Annotated in this window: 25 protein-coding genes; 4 read left to right on the top strand and 21 right to left on the bottom strand. The window is 63.7% G+C overall.

The genetic code is table 11. From position 1 onward, the window contains the following. The 16 genes from recO to ACK5L9_RS21190 all read right to left on the bottom strand — a co-directional run. On the bottom strand, positions 1–308 hold a 308-nt coding region (gene recO, locus ACK5L9_RS21265; RefSeq protein ID WP_416913455.1), incomplete at its 3' end, for a DNA repair protein RecO. Between the two features lies 1 nt (position 309). Then, positions 310–747: a VOC family protein gene (locus ACK5L9_RS21260; RefSeq protein ID WP_416913454.1), complete on the bottom strand. Its 438-nt coding sequence runs from the start codon at positions 745–747 to the stop codon at positions 310–312. A gap of 57 nt (positions 748–804) precedes the next feature. Next, complete coding sequence (gene rarD, locus ACK5L9_RS21255) at positions 805–1,722, bottom strand: EamA family transporter RarD (protein WP_416913453.1); 918 nt, start codon at positions 1,720–1,722, stop codon at positions 805–807. Positions 1,723–1,778: 56 nt separating this feature from the next. Continuing rightward, a complete protein-coding gene (locus tag ACK5L9_RS21250) occupies positions 1,779–2,318 on the bottom strand; it encodes a hypothetical protein (RefSeq protein WP_416913452.1) in 540 nt (179 codons plus the stop codon). A 1-nt stretch (position 2,319) separates the two neighbouring features. Next, on the bottom strand, positions 2,320–2,994 hold the full coding sequence (locus ACK5L9_RS21245) for a hypothetical protein (RefSeq protein ID WP_416913451.1): 675 nt from the start codon (positions 2,992–2,994) through the stop codon (positions 2,320–2,322). A gap of 222 nt (positions 2,995–3,216) precedes the next feature. After that, positions 3,217–3,549: a DUF1491 family protein gene (locus tag ACK5L9_RS21240; protein ID WP_416913450.1), complete on the bottom strand. Its 333-nt coding sequence runs from the start codon at positions 3,547–3,549 to the stop codon at positions 3,217–3,219. Then, positions 3,542–4,459, bottom strand: coding sequence for a GTPase Era (gene era, locus ACK5L9_RS21235; protein WP_416913449.1), 918 nt, complete (start codon positions 4,457–4,459; stop codon positions 3,542–3,544). Before era ends, ACK5L9_RS21240 begins: the two co-directional genes overlap by 8 nt. Next, positions 4,456–5,145: a ribonuclease III gene (gene rnc, locus ACK5L9_RS21230; RefSeq protein ID WP_416913448.1), complete on the bottom strand. Its 690-nt coding sequence runs from the start codon at positions 5,143–5,145 to the stop codon at positions 4,456–4,458. Before rnc ends, era begins: the two co-directional genes overlap by 4 nt. Then, positions 5,142–5,936: a signal peptidase I gene (lepB, locus tag ACK5L9_RS21225; protein ID WP_416913447.1), complete on the bottom strand. Its 795-nt coding sequence runs from the start codon at positions 5,934–5,936 to the stop codon at positions 5,142–5,144. The genes rnc and lepB overlap by 4 nt, the downstream gene beginning before the upstream one ends. A 71-nt stretch (positions 5,937–6,007) precedes the next feature. Next, positions 6,008–6,421, bottom strand: a complete 414-nt coding sequence (gene acpS / locus ACK5L9_RS21220) for a holo-ACP synthase (RefSeq protein WP_416913446.1) — start codon at positions 6,419–6,421, stop codon at positions 6,008–6,010. Between the two features lie 40 nt (positions 6,422–6,461). Beyond that, positions 6,462–6,923, bottom strand: coding sequence for a hypothetical protein (locus tag ACK5L9_RS21215; protein ID WP_416913445.1), 462 nt, complete (start codon positions 6,921–6,923; stop codon positions 6,462–6,464). Between the two features lie 139 nt (positions 6,924–7,062). Beyond that, on the bottom strand, positions 7,063–7,692 hold the full coding sequence (locus ACK5L9_RS21210) for a DUF2726 domain-containing protein (RefSeq protein WP_416913444.1): 630 nt from the start codon (positions 7,690–7,692) through the stop codon (positions 7,063–7,065). Then, complete coding sequence (locus ACK5L9_RS21205) at positions 7,689–8,438, bottom strand: pyridoxine 5'-phosphate synthase (protein WP_416913443.1); 750 nt, start codon at positions 8,436–8,438, stop codon at positions 7,689–7,691. The genes ACK5L9_RS21210 and ACK5L9_RS21205 overlap by 4 nt, the downstream gene beginning before the upstream one ends. Before the next feature lie 28 nt (positions 8,439–8,466). Continuing rightward, positions 8,467–9,300 carry a 4-(cytidine 5'-diphospho)-2-C-methyl-D-erythritol kinase gene (locus ACK5L9_RS21200; RefSeq protein ID WP_416913442.1) on the bottom strand — a complete coding sequence of 278 codons (834 nt, stop codon included), beginning with the start codon at positions 9,298–9,300 and terminating at the stop codon, positions 8,467–8,469. Between the two features lie 6 nt (positions 9,301–9,306). Then, positions 9,307–11,166: a tetratricopeptide repeat protein gene (locus ACK5L9_RS21195; RefSeq protein WP_416913441.1), complete on the bottom strand. Its 1,860-nt coding sequence runs from the start codon at positions 11,164–11,166 to the stop codon at positions 9,307–9,309. Between the two features lie 78 nt (positions 11,167–11,244). After that, positions 11,245–12,900 carry an electron transfer flavoprotein-ubiquinone oxidoreductase gene (locus ACK5L9_RS21190; RefSeq protein ID WP_416913440.1) on the bottom strand — a complete coding sequence of 552 codons (1,656 nt, stop codon included), beginning with the start codon at positions 12,898–12,900 and terminating at the stop codon, positions 11,245–11,247. Positions 12,901–13,153: 253 nt separating this feature from the next. On the opposite strand from ACK5L9_RS21190, the gene greA reads away from it, so the two are divergent. Both greA and ACK5L9_RS21180 read left to right on the top strand, forming a co-directional pair. After that, positions 13,154–13,624, top strand: coding sequence for a transcription elongation factor GreA (gene greA, locus ACK5L9_RS21185; RefSeq protein WP_416913439.1), 471 nt, complete (start codon positions 13,154–13,156; stop codon positions 13,622–13,624). A 2-nt stretch (positions 13,625–13,626) separates the two neighbouring features. Continuing rightward, the gene (locus ACK5L9_RS21180; protein WP_416913438.1) at positions 13,627–14,526 is read left to right on the top strand and encodes a hypothetical protein; all 900 of its coding nucleotides are present in this window, start codon (positions 13,627–13,629) and stop codon (positions 14,524–14,526) included. Between the two features lie 19 nt (positions 14,527–14,545). On the opposite strand, the gene ACK5L9_RS21175 is transcribed toward ACK5L9_RS21180, so the two are convergent. Next, positions 14,546–15,022 carry a GNAT family N-acetyltransferase gene (locus tag ACK5L9_RS21175; protein WP_416913437.1) on the bottom strand — a complete coding sequence of 159 codons (477 nt, stop codon included), beginning with the start codon at positions 15,020–15,022 and terminating at the stop codon, positions 14,546–14,548. Between the two features lie 71 nt (positions 15,023–15,093). On the opposite strand from ACK5L9_RS21175, the gene ACK5L9_RS21170 reads away from it, so the two are divergent. Then, positions 15,094–15,852 carry an AzlC family ABC transporter permease gene (locus tag ACK5L9_RS21170; RefSeq protein WP_416913436.1) on the top strand — a complete coding sequence of 253 codons (759 nt, stop codon included), beginning with the start codon at positions 15,094–15,096 and terminating at the stop codon, positions 15,850–15,852. Further along, on the top strand, positions 15,849–16,184 hold the full coding sequence (locus ACK5L9_RS21165; RefSeq protein WP_416913435.1) for an AzlD domain-containing protein: 336 nt from the start codon (positions 15,849–15,851) through the stop codon (positions 16,182–16,184). Before ACK5L9_RS21170 ends, ACK5L9_RS21165 begins: the two co-directional genes overlap by 4 nt. Here ACK5L9_RS21165 and ACK5L9_RS21160 read toward each other — a convergent pair. The 4 genes from ACK5L9_RS21160 to ACK5L9_RS21145 form a co-directional block, all read right to left on the bottom strand. Next, positions 16,169–16,795: a hypothetical protein gene (locus ACK5L9_RS21160; protein ID WP_416913434.1), complete on the bottom strand. Its 627-nt coding sequence runs from the start codon at positions 16,793–16,795 to the stop codon at positions 16,169–16,171. The two genes, ACK5L9_RS21165 and ACK5L9_RS21160, sit on opposite strands and share 16 nt — an antisense overlap. A 24-nt stretch (positions 16,796–16,819) precedes the next feature. Continuing rightward, complete coding sequence (locus ACK5L9_RS21155) at positions 16,820–16,957, bottom strand: aa3-type cytochrome c oxidase subunit IV (RefSeq protein ID WP_416913433.1); 138 nt, start codon at positions 16,955–16,957, stop codon at positions 16,820–16,822. A 327-nt stretch (positions 16,958–17,284) separates the two neighbouring features. After that, on the bottom strand, positions 17,285–18,286 hold the full coding sequence (locus ACK5L9_RS21150) for an MBL fold metallo-hydrolase (protein ID WP_416913456.1): 1,002 nt from the start codon (positions 18,284–18,286) through the stop codon (positions 17,285–17,287). A 17-nt stretch (positions 18,287–18,303) separates the two neighbouring features. After that, on the bottom strand, positions 18,304–19,065 hold a 762-nt coding region (locus tag ACK5L9_RS21145), incomplete at its 5' end, for an acyl-CoA dehydrogenase (protein WP_416913432.1).

The following is a 19,065-nucleotide window of genomic DNA, read 5'->3' as shown; positions in this document are numbered from 1 at the left end:
TCGGGCAGCGCAAAGACCAGCAGCGCACAGATCGCATTCAGCCCGGCCAGCGCCAGCGGATCGGCCATCAGCCCGGCGCGCAGCCGCACCGGCTCGGCGCTGAAATGGCCCAGATGGCTGTCGTCACGCGCCCTCCAGCGCAGGTCCAGCCGCGCACCCGGTTGCAGCATCGCCGCTCGTTTGCGCGACGCGCCGCCCGGAACCAGACCGGCATGACGGCCATACTGCACGGTCAGCACGTCGATGATCACTGCCGTCTCGCCATGCGGGCGGCGCGCGATCACGGTGCCTTCGGCCTGCCACTGCAATTCAGCCCTCCGGCAAGGTCAGGGAACCGTCCTCTGCCAGCGGCCAGAAAGGGTTGCAGGCGATTTCCCAGACATGCCCGTCAGGATCGGCGAAATAACCCGAGTAACCGCCCCAGAACACCTTTTCCGGGCGCTTGAGGCAGGTCGCCCCGGCATCCAGCGCCGCCTGAAACACCGCGTCGGTTTCGGCCTCATCCGCACAATTCTGAGCCAGCGTGATCGCCCCGGTCCCCAGAGCCGCGCCGGCCCGCCCCTGATCGGCAGCCAGATCGGCCTGCCCGAACAACCCCAGCACTGCGCCGTTCATCTGATAGAAGGCAATGCCGTCTTGCGATTCGGGATGTGGGGTCCAACCCCAGTTGCCGTAAAAGGCGCGCGCACGCGCCATGTCCGAGACGCCAAGCGTGATCAGGGTGACGCGTTGCTTTGGAAATGCCATGAAAACCGCCTTTCTGCCCCGACAAACCTGTCACGAGCCCGCCCTCCGGGCAAGGGATCACCGCGCGCGGCCCCGGCGGCGCTGTCCTGCCTCGCGCAGCAGCGAAAGGGTATAGATCGCCAGCGCCGCCCAGATCATCGGGAAGGCGATCATCCGTGCGCGGCCCATCGGTTCGTTGAACACGAATACCGCCGTCAGAAAGATCATCGTCGGCGCGACATAGCCCAGAATGGCGATGGTGGACAGACGCAGCAGCTTGGCCCCGTTGGCATAAAGCAGCAGCGGCACCGCCGTAACCGCACCGCATCCCAGCAGCAGCAATACATCGCGCAGGCTGCCATCGCCGAACCCGCCCTGCCCGGTCGCGACGCGCCAAAGCAGCCAGGCCAGCGCAAAGGGCGTCAGCAGGATCACCTCAAGCGTGAAGCCCTGGTTGGGACCAAGCGGCAGGCTTTTCTTGCAATAAGCATAACATCCCCAGGTCAGGACCAGCGCCACGGCGACCAGAGGCAGGCGACCCGCCTCGATCGTCAGCACGACCACAGCCGCAAAGGCCAGCCCCACGGCCAGCATTCGGGCGCGGTTCAGCCGCTCTCCCAGCAGAAGCATGCCCAGAGACACGGCAAATAACGGGTTGACGTAATATCCCAATGCGGCATCCAGCGCATGCCCATGCGCAATGGCCCAGACATAGGTCAGCCAGTTCAACGAGATCAGCGTGGCGGTCAACGCCCCCATGGCCAGCAGGCGCGGCGTCCGCAGCGCCTCCAGCACCTGCCGGGCGCGCCCCTGCCAGACCAGCACACCCGCCGCGATGGGCAGCGACCAGATCACACGATGCACGATCACCTCAAGCGCGGGAATATCGGGCATCAGGCTGAGATACAGCGGCAACAGCCCCCAGATCATGTAAGCCGACAGGGCAAAGGCGAAACCGCGCGGCGAATCGCCATCCGAAGGGGGCTGGTCACTCATGCGATCTGCATATGCTGCAAATCCGGCGGATGCCAGCGGCAGAGAAGGGGGCGGAATTACATGGCCGGTTCGACGGGTATGAAGATCGTCCCGTCAGAGGCTTTCGGCAGGTTCTGAATAAACTTTCTCACATTGTCATCGGTCGTCCAACGCGGCAACTGGTCGTCCGTCTCAAGCATGATCCTGCCGCTTGGATCGGTGATATAGGGCTTGAATTCACCGTTATCCACGCGCCCCAGAATGCCAGCCCCATTGGTCGGCGAAGGGGTCACAAGCCAGTCCTGCGGGATTTTGTGTGGTATAGCCCCTTCGGTCTGGTCGATAAACGCCCCCGGCAGTTCAAAACCCTTCGTAGAAGGCGCCGTGCCACCAAATCCGGACCCAAAGTCAGCGCCACCGGCGTTGGAACTGAGCGTCCCGATGACGGTCCCAGTGGTACCTGGGCTCGCGCGTCCCAGCGTCACCCTGCATTCATTCCAGCCGTCATCCTTACCCTTCTTATATGCGGCGATAAGTTCGTCCTCAGTGATCTGGGCCTGCGCAGAAGCTGCATAAAACACGCCGCTTGCTGCAAGCATGAAAGAAAAGAGTTGCATGTCATTTTTCCTCCAGGATTCCTAAAATCTCAGCGTCGGACGGTTGGCTGGGTCCGGAAATGGCAGGCGCGGCCCGAGCGGTCTTTGGCGAGGCTAGTCCGATAACATATTCATCGCTATTCGCCATGTCAGAGATGGAGAAAATAGCATAGGCCGCGCCATCCGTGGTCGTCAGATCGCTGCGAGTGAAATACTGAACAGACAGCAAACCGACACCCAACACCACCAGCAACAAACCCGGAGAGGATGCCGATACCGCGCCCTTGAAGCCGGCGCCCTCGGCACTGGCCTTGCCATCCCCTTTCATGTTGACCCTGCCCACAATCAGGGCGCTGCCGATCATGATCACGAAAACGGCTGCGAGGGTTACGAAAAAATCGATCCAGGTTCGCGTCACCAGCAAGGAGGCGGCCCGGTTGTTACGTGCCGCAATGGTATCGACTTCCAATGCGGCCAGCACCGATAACGGTTCGGGACTGTTTGATGAAACACGTTCCAGAAGCTGTTTCGTCTGCTCGATCCCCGATCCGGACTGAACCCGCTCAAGAACCTGTTTCGTGTCCTGATAACCGGCCGAGCCTAGGACGAAAACTGCCACAACCGCCGCAAGTAAAAGAAGGGGATACAATAAACGGTCGATCCAGGAATATAAGACATCCTTATCCGATACTGCCATCCTCCGCCCCCCAAAAAGTATTAGCGGTGTTATGGTATATTAAATAAAATGAAATTAATAGTTCAAAAATGCCGCGCTTACCGTCCACACAGGAAAACGCGATGCACCCTTGGGCCGATCATATAGCTGACGGAAGCTGATTTTCATGAAAAAATCTGCGCAGCATTAGCGTAAAATCAAAGGACTATAGCCAGACAGCATGATCGCTTTAAGCGCGTCTGGCTATAAACCCTCTTGCCCAAGCAGCGTAGTGCCGTCGCGGGATTCGATTTCTATGACCCACAGGTCGGGGTCGAAACCGCGCTGGCGGGCGATGGCCTGATCCACTGTGGTTTCGGGCCCGTCGGCGGTCAGGGTCCAGGGGCGCTGATCGGTTTCGAAATCCCATTCCCGGGCATAAAGCTGCGCGGTGCCGTCCAGCCGGGCGCATTTGACCAGCACCGCGCCCGCCGTGTCATCGCCATGCGACAGCACATAGGCCGGGATATGGGCCAGCCCCAGACGGGTCAGATAGGCCGAGACCCAGACCCCGGCGGCCAGCCGAGGCTCAGGCATCGCCGTCGCGGAAATCGAGGCCGATTTCGCCGTAGCGTTCCGCCTCTTCCAGCCAGTTCTCGCGGACGCGGACCTGAAGGAACAGATGCACGCGGCGGCCCATGAATTCCTCAAGCTCGATGCGGGCGGCCTGCCCCACGGCCTTGATCGTTTCGCCGCCCTTGCCCAGAACGATGCCCTTGTGGCCCGGACGGGCAACATAGACGACCTGTTCGACGCGGGCGCTGCCATCCTTGCGTTCTTCCCAGGATTCGGTCTCGACTGTCAATTGGTAGGGAATTTCCTCGTGCAGGCGCAGGGTCAGCTTTTCGCGGGTGATTTCGGCCGCGATCATGCGCATGGGCAGGTCGGCGATCTGATCCTCGGGGTAAAGCCACGGCCCCATGGGCAGCGTCCCGGCCAGCCAGCCGCGCAGGTCGTCGCAGCCATAGCCCTTTTCGGCGGAAATCATGAAGGTCCGCTCGAAGGCAAAGGCCTCGTTCAGCTTTTGCGACAGGGCCAGCAGGACATCGGCCTTGACCCGGTCGATCTTGTTGATGATCAGCGCGACGGGTGCCTTGCGGTCCAGCGCGGCCAGCGATCCGATGATCGCCTGCACGCCATCGGTCATACCGCGATGCGCCTCGATCAGCAGCAGGATGATGTCGGCGTCCGAGGCACCGCCCCAGGCCGCCGCGACCATCGAACGGTCCAGCCGCCGGCGCGGGCGAAAGATGCCGGGCGTATCGACAAAGACGATCTGGGCCGGGCCTTCGATGGCGATGCCGCGAATGCGGGCGCGGGTTGTCTGGACCTTGTGGGTGACGATGCTGACCTTGGCACCCACCATCCGGTTCAGCAAAGTCGATTTTCCCGCGTTCGGTTCGCCGATCAGGGCGACAAAGCCCGCGCGGGTCGTGGGTTCGTTCATTCGCGGCCCTCCAGCCGGTCCAGCATGGCCTGAGCGGCCGCCTGTTCGATGCTGCGTTTGGTGCCCGCGCCCATGGCCTCGGCCGAGCGGCCATCCGCAAGATTAACGGTGATACGAAAGATCGGCGCATGGTCGGGGCCGCTGCGGTCGGTCTGCTGATAAAGGGGCGGCGGCATGCCGTTCGCCTGCGCCCATTCCTGAAGCGCGGTCTTGGCGTCGCGCGGGTCGTCGTCCAGATTGTTCAGCCGGTCGGCCCACAAACGCAGCACGACATCGCGCGCGGCCTCGAATCCGGCATCCAGATAGACGGCAGCCAGCACGGCCTCCATCGCGTCGGCCAGCAGCGCCTCTTTGCGGCGACCGCCCGTCATCATCTCGGACCGGCCCAGCTTCAGCACCTCGCCCAGACGGATCTGGCGGGCAATGGCGGCGCAGGTCTCGCCCCGGACCAACGCGTTATAGCGCGGCGCAAGCTGCCCCTCGGATGCCTGCCGGTCGGCCTGAAACAGCGCCTCGGCAGTCACAAGCCCCAGCACGCGGTCGCCCAGAAATTCCAGCCGCTGATTATCGGGCCGGGTCGCCGTCGCGATAGAGCCATGCGTCAGCGCCCGGATCAACAGTTCGGGCCGCGCGAAATCGTGGCCCAGCCGTCCCATGAAAGCCTGAATATCCGCGCCCGGCTTCAATTGACCGCCTTGAAAAAGCGGTCCGCGCGCCAGGTCCAGAAATACAGAAGCGAGCGTCCGGCGGACGAGAACATGATCCGGTCGGCCCGCCCGATCAGGAATTTCGCCGGAACGAAGCCAAGGCCCCCGATTTCTTGCGGAAAGCGCGAATCTTCGGAATTGTCGCGATTGTCGCCCATGAAGAAATACTGACCCTCGGGGACGGTGAAGGTCGGCGTGTCATCGGCCACCCAGCCATCGGTGATGTTCAGCACATCGTGACTGACGCCATTGGGCAGGGTTTCGGTCGCGCGCTGCTTGACGCATTGGCCGCCTTCGGGAACCGGGTCATTGACGCAGCGCGGCACAAGGCCCTGCGGCCCCTGCCGTTCCTTGGTCTCGACGAAATCGCCTGCGGGCTGAACCGGTACTTCCTGCCCGTTGATCCACAACCGCCCGGCCTTCATCTGCACCGTATCGCCCGGCAGGCCGATCACCCGCTTGATGAAATCGACGCCGCGGGTCGGATGGCGAAAAACCACGACATCGCCGCGCTCAGGTTCGCTGCCAAGGATCCGCCCCGGAATGGGACAGATCGAAAACGGGCAAGACACGGCGGAATAGCCATAGGCCATCTTGTTGACGAACAGGAAATCGCCGATCAGCAGCGTATCCTTCATGCTGCCCGACGGAATCCAGAAGGGCTGAAAGAACAGGGTCCGGAATATCCCTGCGATCACCAGCGCCCAGAAGATCGTCTTGACCGTCTCCCAGATGCCGTCCTTGGTTTTCCCTGCGGTGCTGTCGGCCATTGTCTGATCCTTGTGGCTGCGCGCGCTGTATCATCGATTGCCGCGTTCAATGTCGGTGACGGGGGGTAAAGTCAACCCGCGCCGCCATCTGCGGGCCTTGCCTCGATCACGACGAAAGCCTGCGCCCAGGGGTGATCGTCGGTCAGGGTGACATGAATAACGGCCCGGCACCCCGCCGGAGTCATCTGCCGCAGCTTTTCCGCCGCCCATCCGGTCAGTTCCATCACCGGCTGCCCGCCCGGCAGGTTGCTGACAGCCATGTCGCGCCAGCTTATGCCCATCGCCAGCCCGGTCCCAAGCGCCTTGGAACAAGCCTCTTTCGCGGCCCATCTTTTGGCCAGCGTCCCCGCCTCATCCTTGCGGCGCGCGGCCCTGGCCAGTTCGGTTCCAGTGAATACACGATTGCGGAAACGGTCCCCGAAACGGTCCAGAGTCGCCTGAATCCGTTCAATATTCGCAAGATCGGTGCCGATGCCGATGATCATGGGCGATACCGTCCGGCGGGGATGGCGGCGGGCGGCATGATCAGTCCCGGCCGCTATAGCTGACCTTGCCGGTCTGCTGATCGACGGTGATCGTGAACAGCGACCATTCGCCTTCGGGTTCCAGACGGAAGGGCATGGCGATGGTCAGCCCGGTCTGCGGGTGATAGGCGACATCGCGCTGCCCGAAATCAATCGCGGCAAAGCCCGTGTGCTGGTCGCGGGCGATCAGATGACACTGCCGCGCCCCCAGTACATCGCGGGGCGGATGCAGCACCGCAAGCTGATACGAGGCGACGGCGGGTTCGACAAGGTCGATCAGCGCAAGCCGCACATCGCCATTGGCATAAACGGCGCTGTTCTGATCCCAGGGTTCGACGATGGAATCAAGCTCCATCCCGTCGGGACAAGGAATCGCCAGCGCAACCGCCGGCGGATCGGCGGCAAGAACGGGACCGGCGGCCAGACAGGCGGCCAGACAGGCGGCAAGCGATATGCGGATCATTTGCGGGCCTCCTTCCTGCAATGAACGACCCTGCCCTGTTCGGTAGCGGCAAACAAGTGATTGCGGCAACGGTCCAAAATCGTCCGATCCGTCCCGGCAAAGCCTGACGCCCGGCACGACGATGATGACAGAACCGGTCTCAAGATTCGCTCGCTGACCTGAATGCGTTCGGATAGCTGAACCTGAGCGCCCGGTGAATACGCGGCATGTAGTCATCTTCCGTCTCGTCCGGCGTGATCTCGACCAACGGGATATTGGCCTTCTGAAACGCGATACGTTTGACTTCATCTCGCAGGGCGGTTGCTTCATCCTGCTGATGCTCGCGTCCCTGAAACTCTATCGCGACACGCGGATGAAAATGATAGCAGGTCAACAGGAAATCGACGCGTTTCGAATTGATGGCGCCCTGACCGAGTTTGTGAAATTTATCTGAAAAATCTCTCTCTCGCACTGCGTGAACGAACTCGCCCATATTGACTTGCGCCAGAATGCGTACCTGACGCTTGAGGTTCCAGCCTGCGGTCACGCGCTGTTCGATCTTGCGAAACAAATCTGCCTCTTTCTCATGCAGGACCGGATGACAGGAAAAATTGCTCTTTTCTGCAATCTCCGCAAACATGCGCTGGCGATAGAGGGGATCCTGAGGCGGTGGCTGCGCGGTTTGCACAGGAATTGTCGGGTGCCGTTGTCTTGCCGCAAGCTTGCGGCTTTGGAGCCGCCGGTAGGCGACCGCAGCGATCACAACAGACACAATGATCAGTTCGATCATGAACCCAATCCCCCCCCGCGCGCCTTGTCCATGCGGCGGCGCATTTCACGGATGGCCGGGTCAAGGCCGGTAAAGACCGACTCGGCGATCAGGAAATGGCCGATATTCAGTTCGGCCACCTGCGGAAAGGCGGCGACGGGACCGACCGTTTCGAAGGTGAGGCCGTGGCCCGCGTGAACCTCAAGCCCCAGACCAGCGGCCAGCGCCGCGCCCTTGCGCAGCCCGTCAAGCTCGGCATCGCGTTCGACGGTCCGGCCTTCGGTATCCAGATCGCAATAGGCGCCGGTATGCAATTCGACCACCGCCGCGCCGATACGGGCGGCGGCCCTGATCTGTGCGGGTTCGTGGCCGATGAACAGCGACACCCGGCAGCCCGCCTCGCGCAGGGGGGCGATGAAATCGGCCAGATAAACCTCGTTCCCGGCGACATCCAGCCCGCCCTCGGTCGTCCGTTCCTCGCGCTTTTCGGGCACGACGCAGACCGCATGCGGGCGGTGACGCAGGGCGATACGCTGCATTTCCGCCGTCGCGGCCATTTCCAGGTTCAACGGCAGGCGCAGATGTTCGGTCAGCGCCTCGATATCGGCATCGCTGATATGGCGGCGATCCTCGCGCAGATGGGCGGTGATGCCGTCCGCGCCCGCCTGTTCGGCGATCTGCGCCGCGCGCAGAGGGTCGGGCCATGGCGTACCGCGCGCATTGCGGATCGTGGCCACGTGATCGATATTGACGCCAAGACGCAGCATTTCGGTCCTCCGGTTATTCGGGGGCACCTTAGCGGGGTGCCGGCGGCTCTGCCAGTTCCGTCGCGACCGACCACCAGCCATGCTTTTGCAGCGCAGCCGCCGCCCGTGCCGCCTGCGCCGCCCCTGCGAAAATCCCGAAGCAGGTCGCGCCCGAGCCCGACATCCGCGCCAGCCCCGCCCCCTGCCCCGCCAGCGCCGCCAGAACGCTGTCGATCACCGGCGCGATCCGGCGGGCCGGGGCCTCAAGATCGTTGCGGGTGCCCACCGCCAGCCAGCCGGTCAGCGCGCGTGCATCGGCAAAGTCGGGAATCGGCGGCAGGGGTGGATTGTCGCGCTGCGGCATCGCCGCAAAGACCTGAGGGGTCGCCACCGCCACGCCCGGATTGACCAGCACCAGATGCAGCGCCGGCAGGGGCGGCAGCGGGGTCACGACCTCGCCCACGCCTTGCATCCGCGCCGGAACCGAGGCGATGCAGACCGGCACATCCGCCCCCAGCCGCAAGGCATCGGCAGGCAGCGCATGGCCCATCCGTGCCAGCCCGCGCAGCACCGCCGCCGCATCGGCCGAGCCGCCCCCGATCCCTGCCGCAACCGGCAGGTTCTTGATCAGCCGCAGCGCCGCCGCCCCGCCCGCCAAACGCGCAGCACGCAGACACAGATTGCCCTCATCCGCCGCAAGCCCGGTGGCAAACGGGCCGTCGATGCACAAAGACAGCGGGCCGGGGGACAGTTCGACCACATCGCCCACCGCTGCGAAACAAACCAGCGAATCCAGCAGGTGAAAACCATCCCCGCGCTGCCCGGTCACATGCAGCGCAAGGTTCAGCTTGGCCGGGGCCGGTTCGGCCAGAACGGATGCCATCGAAAGTCAGTCCGCTGCCTGCGTCTGGGGCAGGTTCTCGGTCTTGCCCTCGGCCTTTTCCTCGGCCAGCACCGCATCCAGCCCGCGATCCAGCTTGGCGCGGATGCGTTCGGGATCGACATCGCCGCTTTCGCCCGGCTTCAGCGACAGGGCGCGCTGCCACTGGATTTCTGCCTCGCGCTTGCGGCCAACCATCCAGTAGATATCGCCCAGATGGTCATTGACCACCGGATCCGAGGTCATCGAGCCCACTGCCTTTTCCATCGGCCCCACGGCGTCTTGAAAGCGGCCAAGCCGGTAATAGGCCCAGGCCAGCGAATCCAGAATATAGCCATCCTCGGGCGACAGATAGACGGCGCGCTGGATCATCTTCAGCCCCTCGTCCAGGTTTTCGTTCCGGTCGATCCAGCTATAACCCAGATAGTTCAGCAGGCTGGCCTGATCGGGGTTGATCTTGATCGCGGCCTGCAAATCCGCCTCGGCACGTTCGAAATTACCTGAACGTTCCAACGCAATTCCCCGTGCATAAAGGGGGAACCAGCGCGCCTCGGGCGAGGAATCGGCCAGCAGTTCCAACGCCTTGTCATAGGCCGGAACGGCATCGTCAAAGCGTTCCTGCTGACGCAGCAGATCGCCAAAAGCCACCCAGACCTGCGGCAGATCGGGATAGGTCCGGGTCAGATCAAGCGCGGCCTTTTCGGCCTCGGGCAGGTGGCCGGCCCGCGACAGGGCGTCGATCCGCGACAGCTCGGCCACGGGACGTACCGCCCCCAGACGGCGCAAAGCCTCGTATTCCGTCGCCGCAAGCTCGAATTGCTGCTGGTCCAGCAACAATTGCCCTGCCATCAGCCGCGCCTGCGCGGTATCCGGCGACAGCCATGCCGCCAACCGTGCATTGATCAGCGACAAGGGCTCGGGTTCGGCGCTGGAGGCAAGGGCCGTCGCAAAGGTCAGAAAAACCTGCGCGATCCCGTCAGCGGGGGTCTTGACCACGTCAAAGGGAATGGGCGTGCCATCCTGCAACCGCTTGCGCAGATCCTCAAGCTGGGGTTCGGTTTCGATACCGTCGATATCGGCCAGCACCTGCAACGCGTCGTCCCGCCGTTCCAGCCGGGCCAGAACCTCGACACGTGCGGTCACGCCCAGAAGATGATCGCCGACCTGCGGCTGGGCCAGGAGATCCTGCGCACCCTCGTAATCACCGACCGTCGCCTTGGCCAGCGCCAGATGATATTTCACCATCGGCGCAAATGCCTGATTTTTCGACAATTCCTCGAAGGCCACCAGTGAATCCTGCGCGCGGCCCGCCCCCAGCAGCGCCCAGGCGTTCAGCATCCGGTCCAGCAGATTGATATTCTCGCCATCCCCGCCATTCGCGTCATCCGCCACCGCCTGACGTTTCCCCAGCAGCTCCAGCAGTCCCGTCCAGTCGCCGGAATGCGCCAGCTTGGCCCGTTCGACCAGATGCGACAGTTCCGTTTGTTCGCCTCGGATATTCATCTGATCGGCCAGCATGACCGCGCGTTCGATATCCCCGGCCGAGACAAGCGCCACCAGAGCGCTGTCAAGCAACACCGGATTGCCCGGATCATGCGCGATCGCCTGCGAGAAATAGCGTGCGGCAACGGCATAGTCATTCTCGACCACGGCCAGACGCCCGGCAAGATACGGCCCCGCCAGGCCGAATGTCAGCGGCGCAGGTGCCTGCGCCCCGGCGGGCGCGGCGGCGCCGTCGGCTTTTGGCTGGGCCACATGTTCCGGGCGCGGCGGCGGAGGCTGCTGGGCCAGGGCAGGCTGTACCAGCGCCGCAGCGGCCACAAGGGCGATCACGGCCAGATTCGGTCGGGTCTTGCTCAGGTCAGTCATCACAAAATCACAAATTTGTTTGCGGAACCCTAGCCGCCCACCAAGGCGCAAGCAATGCACCCCGCCAAAAACCCCCCATCACATGTTCGGGTAATTCGGCCCGTCGCCACCCTGCGGCGTAGTCCAGGTGATATTCTGCGACGGATCCTTGATGTCGCAGGTCTTGCAATGGACGCAGTTCTGGAAATTGATCTGAAAACGCGGGCCATCATCGCCCTCCAGCACCTCATAGACCCCGGCCGGGCAGTAACGCTGCGCGGGTTCGGCATATTCGGGCAGGTTCACGCTGATCGGAACCGAGGGATCCTTCAGACGCAGATGGCAGGGCTGGGATTCCTCGTGATTGGTAAAGCTGAACGACACGTTGGTCAGCCGGTCGAAGGACAGCTTGCCATCGGGTCTGGGATAGTCGATGGGCGCGAAATCCGCAGCCTTTCCAGTGGCCTGAGCGTCGGTCTTGCCGTGTTTCCACGTCCCCAGAGGGTTCCAGCCGGTAAGATTGGCGACCCACATGTCAAAGCCGCCAAGGGCCAGGCTGCCCCAAAGGCCCATCCGCGACCAGATCGGCTTGACGTTGCGCACGCGACGCAGATCCTTGCCGATGGCACCGCCGCGCACTGCCGCGTCGTAATCTGACAGCCGGTCGCCCTCGCGCCCCGCCGCAAGGGCCGCTGCCGCCGCCTCGGCCGCCTCGATCCCCGAGATCATGGCATTGTGGTTGCCCTTGATGCGCGGCACGTTCACCAGCCCGGCCGAACAGCCCAGCAACACCCCGCCATCGAAGGCAAGTTCGGGAATCGACTGCCAGCCGCCCTCGCTGATTGCACGGGCGCCATAGGCGACGCGCTTGCCCCCCTCCAGCAGCTCGGCAACCATGGGGTGATGCTTGAAGCGCTGAAACTCCATATAAGGATAAAGATGCGGGTTGGCATAGTTCAGGTGGACGACGAAACCGACCAGAATCTGATTGTTCTCAAGATGATAGATAAAGCTGCCGCCGCCCGCGTTCTTGCCAAGCGGCCAGCCCATCGTATGCACGACCCGGCCCGGATGAAACTTGTCGGGCGCGATTTCCCAGATTTCCTTCATGCCAAGGCCGAATTTCTGCGGATCATGGCCCTCCGAGAGGTTCAGCTTGCCGATAATGTCCTTGGCAAGGCTGCCGCGCACGCCCTCGGCGATGAACACATATTTGCCATGCAGTTCCATCCCCGGCTCATACATCGCGCCCGGCGTGCCATCGGCCTCAAGCCCCATCTCGCCGGCAACCACGCCCTTGACGCGCCCGCCGTCCCAGACGATCTGGCTGGCGGCCATGCCGGGGAAAATCTCGACGCCCAGTTCTTCGGCCTGCTCGGCCAGCCCGCGGCAGACATTGCCCATGCTGACAATATAGTTCCCGTGATTCGACATCGGCGGCGGCATCGGCCAGTTCGGCACCCGCACCTCGCCCGAGGGGCCAAGGATGTAGAAATTATCATCCGTCACTTCGGTGGTGACAGGTGCGCCCTTCGCCTTCCAATCGGGGATCAGCCGGTCCAAACCGCTGGTATCAAGCACCGCGCCCGACAGGATATGCGCGCCGATCTCGGAGCCTTTCTCCAGCACCACCACCGAGATCTCGGGGTCGATCTGCTTGAGCCGGATCGCCGCCGACAGGCCCGATGGCCCGCCCCCCACGATCACGACATCATATTCCATGGATTCGCGTTCAATCTGGCTATCTTCGGTCATGGCGGCGGCTTCCCCTCGAAATTTGCTGACACAGCCCTAGCCTGCACTGACCCCAAGAGCAATCATCATGCGTGCAAACCATGGGCCAAAATTGGCCCAGCCTATGATCTCGGGCCTTGCATTGGCCGAAAAATTCGGGTCACCTGTCCGAACCCTTCCGATCGCCCCTGTCATCCTGATGGCGGGGGTGTTTGATTGATATTGACGACGCAACACGAATAACGGCAACACAAACAACAAGGGCAGGATCGCGATGGATAAAATCCCGATGACCCGCAGCGGCTTTGACCGGCTGGAAAAAGAGCTGACCGAGCTGAAGTCGAAAGAGCGCCCCGCGATCATCCGGCAGATTGCCGAGGCGCGCGAGCATGGCGATTTGTCCGAAAACGCCGAATATCACGCGGCGCGGGAAAAGCAGGGCTTTATCGAGGGCCGCATCAAAGAGCTTGAGGCGATCCTGTCGCGCGCCGAGGTGATCGACCCGGCCAAGCTGTCCGGCGCGGTGAAATTCGGCGCGACCGTGCAACTGGTCGATGAGGATACCGATGAAGAGCGGACCTATCAGATCGTCGGCGAAGCCGAGGCCGATATTGAAAGCGGCCGGCTGAATCTGCGCTCGCCACTGGCGCGCGCGCTGATTGGCAAGGAAGAGGGTGACAGCGTCGAGGTCAAGACACCGGGCGGGCTGCGCAGCTACGAAATCCTTGCCGTGAATTACGTGTAACCATGTCTCCGCGCGACCGTCTGTCCGGGCTTGCCGGCGAAAGCCCCCTGATCGTGGTTGGCCTCGTGCTGACCCTGCTCTGGCTGGTCATGCTGGCCCTGTTCTGGCTGCTGGCCCCGATGGGCGGCGGCGCAGGCGGGCTGGTTGCGGCGATGGGGGCGGTGATCCCGGTGGTGCTGATCTGGCTGACCGTGGGGCTGGCCCGTGCCATTCACGACCTGCGCGTCGAGGCCGCCGATCTGCGCTTACGCCTCTCTGAGATGCGCGAGATGGCCGCCACCCGTGGCCGCCCGCCAGCACCCCTGCCGGAACAGCCTGCGCCTGTGACCCGTGCCCCTGCCTCTACGCCAGCGCCTGCACCACGACCACGGGCGGCAACAGCCCCCGATATTCGCCAAAAAGCCATGCGCTTTGATGCACCCGAGCCGGTCGAGATCTCCCCCGACGCGCTGATCCGGGCGCTGAATTTCCCCGATGGTCCCGATGACAGGCCCGCCATCGAGGCCCTGCGCGCGGCGCTGAAAGATCACGACAGCGCCCGTGTGCTGCGCGCGGCGCAGGATGTGATCACATTGCTGGCCAATCATCACATCTATATGGACGATCTGCCCCCCGATCCGGCCCCGGTCGCGGTCTGGCGGCGCTTTGCCGAAGGCGCGCGCGGCAGTGCCGTGGCGGCTCTTGGCGGCATCCATGACGAAACCGCGCTTGAGGTCGCCCAGGCCCTCTTGCGCACCGACGAGATCTTCCGCGACACCGCCCACCACTTCCTGCGCCATTTTGACGTGCTTCTGACCCGCAACCTGCCCCGGCTGGAAGATGCCCAGATCGAATTTCTCGCCACCACCCGCACCACCCGCGCCTTCATGCTGATCGGCCGCGCAGCGCATAGTTTCGGGTAGGCGCGTCTCTCTCCCCGTTTCACACGGGTTTGCGCAGGATCGCGACCCGTCCTGACCATGGCCAGCCGAAGCGCCCTGTGGTTTCCTCGGTGAATCCAAGGCGTTGATAAAACGTCAGAGCCGCACGATTTGAGCATTGCACTTCGGCCCTCAACCCTTTGCGACCGCGTGTCAGTGCCGCGCTTTGGGCCGCAAGGATCAAGGCCCGGCCGATGCCCTGACGCCGCTGGTGCGCCACGATCCCGTCGATCACCAGATCGGATGTCGCGGGGGCGGCGCGGTAGAGCAGCCCCGCGACGCCCATGCCGCCCGCCAGAAATCCCCCCGTCTCATCGCGCAGGCCCCTCACACCGATCACATGCGCGCCCTCATCAAGCGCCACGATCCCATGGCTGGCCTGCGCGCGGCGCGCCCCGAATCCGCCGCTGAAAGTTTTGCACCACAGGCGCGCGGCATCAGGCAGGGCATGGTCGGGGATCGGCGTGCAGATCCGCATGATTCAAGCTTGCCTCTGATTGCACAACATGCAACCAAGATGGCTGCAAATCGTTCGGGATAAAACCCCTCATGGCATCCGCCCCCAAAGCCTCGGCATATGAACGCGCCCTTGCCCGCAGCCCGGCGCAGGCCTTTCGGCATGGGCTCATCCAGTCGATTCCCTTCCTTCTGGTCATCCTTCCCTTCGGGGTGCTCTTCGGGGTGGTTGCCAATGAGGCCGGGCTGGAGATTGCGCAGATCATGGGGTTTTCGGTGCTGGTGCTGGCCGGGGCCTCGCAATTTACCGCCGTGCAACTGATCTCGGATCAGGCGCCGGCGCTGGTGGTGGTCCTTCTGGCGCTGGTGGTCAATCTGCGGATGGCGATGTATTCAGCCTCGCTGGTGCCTTGGCTGGGCAAGGCGCGTGGCTGGCAAAAGATATTGGTCGCCTATACGCTGCTGGATCAGAACTATGCCCTCTCGATCCAGCATTACGAGCGTTACCCGCGCCTTTCCGTGCCCCAGCGCTTTGCCTATTTTGCCGGGACGGCGGTGACCATGTGCCTGCCATGGATGGCGGTGACATGGCTGGGTGCGACGCTTGGCAATGCGATGGGCAATATCGTCGGGCTGGATTTCGCCCTGCCGATCACCTTCATCTCCATGTTCGCGCCGATGCTGCGCAGCCTTGCGCATGTGACCGCCTGCGCGGTGGCGATCACCGGCGCGCTGTTGCTGGCGGGGCTGCCCTCGGGGTTGGGGCTGCTGATCGCGGCCCCCATCGGCATGGCCGCGGGTGCCGGGGTCGAGACCCTGATGCAGCGCCGCAAGGACGCCCTCGCGCCATGAACCTCTATCTGTCCAACGCCACCATCTGGACCATCATCGTGATCCTCGGGATCGGCACGTTTCTGCTGCGCTGGTCTTTTCTGGGCACGCTGGGGCAACGCGATCTGCCGCCATGGATCCTGCGGATGCTGCGTTATACGCCGGTCTCGGTGCTGCCCGCGCTGGTCGCTCCGCTGGTGATCTGGCCCGCCGCCACGCAGGGTGCGCCCGAGCCCGCCCGCCTGAGCGCTGCCGCCGCGACCATCCTGATCGGCATCGCGACGCGCAGTGTTTTGCTGGCCATCCTCGGCGGGGCCGCCACGCTTTACGGGGTGCTTTACACTCTGGGATAGCCGGTGATCACGCCGTTTTTCTGGCGAATCAGCACGTCGTGATTATTGGCCGGATCGCCATCGCGGAAGCTTTGCGAGGTCACGCCCGGCAGGGTCTGGAACCAGTTGCGCAGCGCGACGGGGGAAAACCCGGACGGTGCGCCCTCGAACCCCGGAACGCGGCGCAGCACATTGCCGGTCTCGACCGCGCAGAAGCTCTTGTTGGCAGGGCCGTTCTGTTCGGCGCTGCGAATGGCCATATCGGCCACCGCGCGGCTGACCCGGATCGTATCGGCGGCCACCCACCATGTCTCGCGGGCGTGGTAATCGACATAGTAATTGCGGAAATTATCGGTGATGCCATACAGCACATCATGGCGTTCGGGGATGCGCGGGTGGTTCCAGCTTCCCGCCGGATCATAGATCACCCGCTGGCTACCATTGATCATCAGCCCCGAATGCCCGCCCTGTCCGCGCGGAATGCCGATCACCGTGTAAAGCGTCAGCGAGGGCGGCTCATCCGAGACAAAGCGCGCCTGCCGCACGACTTCATCGCTGGCCCAGAGATTATCCGCCCCGCAGGCCGACAGAGCCACCGGCAGCGCGCCGGCCAGAAACACACGTCTTTTCATCACCACAATCCGCCGGGGTTCAGATCAGGAATTCGTCAGCGCCATGAAGATCAGCACCAGAATCGAGGCGACCGAGACAATCGTTGCCGCCTTCACAAAGCCCGCAAAGGTCTTTTGATGCGCGGTGATATCCATCGAGCCGTGTTTATGTTCCGAAGCCATATCCATCCCTTCCGAATTCGTTTTCCCTGCGATAGCCGAAACCGCCAGCCATGTCACGCCCTACATCTTGCGATCTTTCGGGACAAAGGGCCAGCGCCTGCCCGTGGGGTGGCGCTGCAATGGCCCATGCTACGCGCTTTATGGTTCCACCCGCATCTTATCGCGGCGCTGTTGTGCCAACGTCACCAAAGCGCCAGCCCGCAGGGACGGGCAGGCGCTGGCCCGGCGCACTGCGTGCTTGATTCCGGGCCGGGACACTGGAGGGCCGCAAATCCTTTTCCGATCAACGACCCCCGGTCCGGCGCTCGCGCGGCTTGAGTGAACCATTCACGCCCCCCAGAGGGTCGCGCCATCGCGTTCCCCCACCGGGGCGATCAGGCCGCGCTGGTGCAGGTGGTTGACATGGGCCACCGCCTCGACCAGCGCCAGCCCGAATTCCGCCGCGCCGATGCTGCGCTTGAAGAGGATGTCAAAGCAGCCAACCGCCGTGCGCGGGGCTTTGCGCAGCGCCGCCTGCATCCGCTCCAGCGCGCCAAGGTGATTGTCATGCAATTGCCGCAGCCGGTCGGGCAGGCCGGTAAAGGGCAGCTTGTGGCCGGGCAGGACCAGATGGCGCGGCTCGGCCAGACGCGCCAGCCGCAGGCAACTGGCCAGCCACTCACCGACCGGATCGGCATCGGGCTCGGTCGGGTAGACCCCCAAATTCGGCGAGATCGAGGGCAAAAGCTGGTCGCCGCCAATCACCAGATCGTCATCCTTCGACCAGAATGTCGCATGGCGCGGCGCATGGCCATCGCCCATCGCCACATGCCAGCACCGGCCCCCGAAACTGACCTCTTGCCCCTCATGCAGGCGGGTATAGCCCGGCGGCAGGGGGTGGACGACATCGGCGGAATTATAGGGACGTTCGCCCGCGCGCCGGGCCAGCATCTCGGGCGGCATTCCCGCGCGACGCCAGAACTCCAGCGCCTGCGGGCTGGGCCGGTCCTGCACCTCAAGCTGCAACATCCGCGCGGTCAGCCATGCCGTGCGGCTCATCATCAGCTCGGCATCATCGCTGGCCATGAACCAGCCCGCCAGCCCGATATGATCGGGGTGGTGATGGGTGCCGATCACCCGGCGGATGGGACGCCCCTGCAAGGGACCCGCGCGCAGAGCCTGCCAGATGCTGCGGGCGCGTTCGGTGTCAAAGCCCGTGTCAATGATCGTCCAGCCATCGCCCTCATCCAGCGCATAGGCATTCACATGATCCAGCGCCATGGGCAGAGGCAGCCGCAGCCACAACACGCCCTCGGTAACCTGAACCGCCTGCCCCTCGGCGGGGGCCATGTCAAATGGTGTTGAAATCACCCGGTGAAATCTCCGGCAAGGTTATCATCGGTCAGCGCGGCCAGATCATCGGCCTCGGCCAGCGCCTCGTCAAGATCCGCCGCGTAACGCGGCAGGACGCGCTTGATGAAAACCCGCGCCAGCGCCGCATGGGCCGGCCCGCCCTTGCAGGCCGCGCGCAGGTGGAAGTGCCCGCCCAGCACACGGGCAAAAGCATTCAGGTAAGGCACAGCACCGGCAAAACGCTGCGCCATATCGCGTTCCAGCAATGCTTGAGTGGCCTCGCGCAGGGTCTCGGCCCCATGCCAGAGATCATGCGCCAGATCGGCATGCGCGCCCTGCGCCGCCTTGGCATCGTCGAGGATTTCATCCAGCAGCCGCATCGCAGCCTCGCCGCCATCCATCAGCTTACGCCCGACCAGATCCATGGCCTGAATGCCATTCGTGCCCTCATAGATCGCGGTGATGCGCACATCGCGCAGATATTGGGCCGCACCGGTTTCCTCGATATAACCCATGCCGCCATGGACCTGCACGCCCGTATCGGCCACCCGGCAACCGGTATCGGTACCGTAAGCCTTGGCAATCGGCGTCAGGAGGGCCGCCCGCGCCATGTGATCGGCATCCCCGGTGGCCTTGGCCATGTCGATGGCGGCAGCGCAGGCCAGACAGATGGCGCGGGCGGCAAAGATTTCAGCCCGCGCGGTGGCCAACATCCGGCGCACATCGGGGTGGCCCACGATCACGCCCATCTGGTCGCGTTCGCGCGCATAGGCCAC

The sequence above is a fragment of the Paracoccus sp. (in: a-proteobacteria) genome, from assembly GCF_047973135.1.
In the GTDB taxonomy this organism is placed as follows: domain Bacteria; phylum Pseudomonadota; class Alphaproteobacteria; order Rhodobacterales; family Rhodobacteraceae; genus Paracoccus.
The sequence above is the reverse complement of the archived record's forward strand: the minus strand, read 5'-3'. Positions and strand labels throughout refer to the sequence as shown.